Here is a 4,130-nt window from a genome sequence, read left to right as displayed (position 1 = left end):
GAATTCATTCCAAGCATTGATAAATGTATAAATAGCTGTTGCTACAATACCTGGTGCTACAATCGGTAGCACAACTTTATAAAACGTAACAAATTTATTTGCACCATCAATTCGAGCTGCTTCTTCAATTCCAATTGGAACTGTTTGGAAAAATCCAACTAAGAGCCAAACTGCATATGGAACACTAAAAGATAGATAAACCATCATCAAGCCAAATAAACTGTTTGTTAACCCAACTTTAGCAATAGCAATTGAATAGGGAATTGCTAACAAAATTGGTGGGAAAATGTAGGTAATGACAAGTAATCTCGACATGATTGCTCCCAATTTAGGAAAGAATCGAACAATACCATAGGCTGCCATAGCAGAAATAATAATCGCAATAAGGGTTGTAGCTAAGGCAATGATTAAACTATTTCGAATGTTATCAATAAAGTGCAAATCGTTGATAACATGAGTAAAATAATCTAATGTGAACTGTTCAGGCCAAAATCGTGTTGGATACTGAGTCAATTCCCCTTTCCCCTTGACAGACGATATGATAATCCATACCAATGGGAAAATTGCAACAATAGTCGCACCAATCAAGAGTGCATGTGAGAGAATATCTAAATAAATACTGGATTTCTTCTTCATTATTTTCTACCCTCCTTTTCCCACTTACTGATGATAGCAAAGTAGATAAAGCAAATCGCCACCAAGAAGATAAAGAGCAATACTGTGACTGCTGAAGCACGACCCAACAATTTAGTTCCCCAACCCAGGTTGTAAGCAAAAATTGGAAGCGTCGTTGTAGCATTGGCTGGTCCACCACCAGTAATTAGGTAGATGATATCAAAGTTATTAAAGATCCATACAGTTCTCAAAACAACTAAAAGACCTACAACCACTTTAATATGTGGAAAGACGATAAACTTGAACACCTGCCAACTTGAAGCACCATCTATCTTAGCAGCTTCAAATTGTTCTTCTGGTACTGTTTGCAAAGCTGAAAGCACATTAACCATAATCATCGGCGCTCCAAACCAAATGTTGATAAACACCAAACATAGGAATGCCCATGTACTATCTGTCAAAAATGCAGGTGTATGATCCATTAAACCTAATTTTACGATTAGATTAGGTAAGTAGCCATAAACCCCGTTTAGAATCCACTGCCAAGAAAAGGCAATGACGATTGTAGGAAACGCCCAAGGAACAATCAATAAGGTCCTATATAATTTCTTGAAGTGGCGTACTCTGTGAAGAGCTAAAGCCAATACAAACCCTACTAAAACTTGACCAACTAATGAGAACACGGTCCACTTAATTGAATTAAAGAACGCATTAAAGAAGTTGGGATCTGATAGCACAGCTTTATAGTTAGCTAAACCAACAAATTTATAATTGGGCATAATCAAATGCTTATTGGTAAAGCTATAAAAAATACTCGAGAAAAACGGATAAACAAAGAGTAATCCTACGATAATCATAGCTGGCAAAACAAATATCCAGCGAGTTAAATTACGTTCTTTAACCATTCTCCTTCTCCCTTCTTTTACAAGATTGGGCTAGGGCTTTTCAGCTCACTAGCCCACCTATTTTCTAGTCTTTTACATCTACTGAACAGCCTCAAATAAATCGTTTAATTGTTTTTCTGCTTCTTTTGCTGCTTTCATAGGATCTGTTCCATTTGTAATGATATCTTGGAACATTTGTTCAATAATGTGTTGGTTAGTCAACATACCAGCTTGTACACTTGGTCCATTTTCATAACCAATAGCAGTACCTTTTTTAACAGCTTCAGTAATTACTTCTTCAGCATGTTTAAATTTCTTACGAGTTTCATTTTCTTTATAGGCTGCAGAATCGCTAATCCCCTTAATAGTTGGCAACATACCTACTGGAGTTGAATCAAGGAATTTAATGTAGTCTTCTTCGTTATAAAGTGATTCTAAGAATGCTTTAGCAACTTCTGGGTGTTTTGAATTTTTCCAAACAACCATTGGAATGTTTGAGGTTTCAATTCCTTGGTCCTTATCAGATTCTTTGATTTTTGGAATAGGATAAGCATCAATCGAATCAATCAATTGAGGACTGTTGGCATTAATTCCTCCAATATGGAAGCCAGAGTTAAAGTCAAATGCTGTTTTTCCTTGATAGAACAAGGTAGCTTGTTGAAGGACATTAAAGTTCAAAGAATCTTGAGGTGAGATTTCTTTATACATTTTAACCCAGTATTTAATACCATCTTGAGCAAGTTGGCTTGTCAAATCTGCTTTAAGATCTTTTGTTAAGAGGCTTCCTCCACCACTACGTACGTAGAAGTTCAAGAAGCGTGTTGCCATTAAGTCATTTGTTCCGAACGGAACAGATAATCCATAAACTCCAGCTTCTTTCAATTTTTTAGAAGCTTCATAGAGTTGATCCCAAGTTTTAGGAACCTCAATATTATGTTCTTTTAACAAATCAGTTCTAACCCACATAACTTGTGCATGTGAATAAAGAGGAACAGAGTAGTAATCATCTCCGATTTTTGCTTCATTTAAGGCAGTTTCGTTAAATTTATCCTGTCCAATACGCTTGATAGAATCATTTAGCGGAACCAAAGCATCTGAGTTGACCATTTCCATTACTTGGTTAGGAAGAGCTGTACTGATATCTGGCACATTCCCATTTGCTAAACCTGTAGTCCATTTAGTATAGAAGTCATTCCAAGAGAATGTTTCAATCTTAATTTTCGTTTTCGGATGCTTTTGCATGAAGGCATCTGCTGATTTTTGAATACTTTCTAAACGTGGTCCTTGAGTAAAGGAGTGCCACATTGTAATCTCACCAGATAATTCTGTCGGTGGTTCAGTACTAGTTGTAGCTTCTTTTTTTCCTGAACAAGCTACCAAGGCAACGGCTGCTAGCGCAACTCCAGCTAGACATAAAAACTTTCTCATTTTTTTCATCGTTCTTCCCTTTCTACATTAAGAAATCGCAACTTTAAAGACAACTTTTTTCACAGGTTCATCATTTATACGAACCTTGGGTTGATGTAAATCTTCTGGAAAAGTGATGAGACATTCGCCAGCTCTCAAATGAACCAACTGTTCCACTTTCCCTGTGTATAATTCAATATCCTTCTCTTCATCATACTCTTGGGTAACGCTTACATTTTCCGGCGACGTAACAGCCATGGCTTCTTCGTTTTCCAAAACTAAATGAATATCCAAATATTTTTGGTGTGTTTCAAAGAAAGCCCCTGCTTGACCATCTGCTAGATAAGTAAAGCAATTCCCAAACAATCGATTACCATCGATAGCAATCGGACCTTCTGTTAAATTTTCTAGTCCTGTTTTTTCTAGAAAATCTATCAATGTTGCAAAATGTGGATTTACTCCCACATAAGTTCCTAAACGGCTAATTTTTGTAATAATCATACCCTATCCTCCTTTCTACAGATTTTTATTTGTATACAGCAGCACCACACTCCCTATTTTAAAAATATATAGTTTACGATATGTTAATTCTCAATTCTATCAAGAATCTATTTCTGTTTCTTACATACGATAAACTCCAAGAAAATTATTTATTACATTTCTTATAACGTATCTTGTCTATGTTTCATTTTCCTTGTTTTATGAACCCATTATATACCTTTTTAAAAGCGCTTTCAATATTTGTTGTAAGATAGAATATACTTTTATAAATATTTTATATAACACATTATTAAGAAACTACTTTCTATGCCAAATATATTAATACTTTTTTATACTTAGGTGATATAATCATAAAACAACCATTATAAAATGGCTTAAAATTTTTTATTGTCTAAAACCACTTTAAATATAAATCTAATTTTATCAATTATTAAAAACCAATCTAGAACCCTCACTATCTTCTTAGGCTCTAGACTGGTTTATTTAAAATTCAGATATATCCCTCTTTGTTATAGTTCATTCAGAACATATATGGCATTTTCTAGTCACATTAGTAATGTAAAAAGAGATTGAACAAAAACTCAATTTCATACTCAATGAAAATCAAAGAGCAAACTAGGAAGCTAGCCGCATACTGTACTTGAGTGCGGCAAGGCGAAGCTGACGTAGTTTGAAGAGATTTTCGAAGAGTATGAATTTCAAAGTATATATGAACTAGAATAT

The 4,130-nt window shown here is 34.8% G+C and carries 4 protein-coding genes; all 4 read right to left on the bottom strand.

Annotated elements, in window-relative coordinates; genetic code table 11:
* The coding region (locus RWL86_RS08335; protein ID WP_314078791.1) for a carbohydrate ABC transporter permease at positions 1 to 636 on the bottom strand (636 nt) is incomplete at its 3' end.
* On the bottom strand, positions 636 to 1,520 hold the full coding sequence (locus RWL86_RS08330) for a carbohydrate ABC transporter permease (protein WP_023946138.1): 885 nt from the start codon (positions 1,518 to 1,520) through the stop codon (positions 636 to 638). The genes RWL86_RS08335 and RWL86_RS08330, both read right to left, overlap by 1 nt.
* 78 nt (positions 1,521 to 1,598) lie before the next feature.
* Positions 1,599 to 2,936: an ABC transporter substrate-binding protein gene (locus RWL86_RS08325; protein WP_057517239.1), complete on the bottom strand. Its 1,338-nt coding sequence runs from the start codon at positions 2,934 to 2,936 to the stop codon at positions 1,599 to 1,601.
* Positions 2,937 to 2,954: 18 nt separating this feature from the next.
* Complete coding sequence (locus RWL86_RS08320; protein WP_000587459.1) at positions 2,955 to 3,407, bottom strand: YhcH/YjgK/YiaL family protein; 453 nt, start codon at positions 3,405 to 3,407, stop codon at positions 2,955 to 2,957.
* Between the last annotated feature and the right edge of the window lie 723 nt (positions 3,408 to 4,130).

This window comes from uncultured Granulicatella sp., from assembly GCF_963515095.1.
Classification (GTDB): Bacteria; Bacillota; Bacilli; order Lactobacillales; family Aerococcaceae; genus Granulicatella.
The sequence above is the reverse complement of the archived record's forward strand: the minus strand, read 5'-3'. Positions and strand labels throughout refer to the sequence as shown.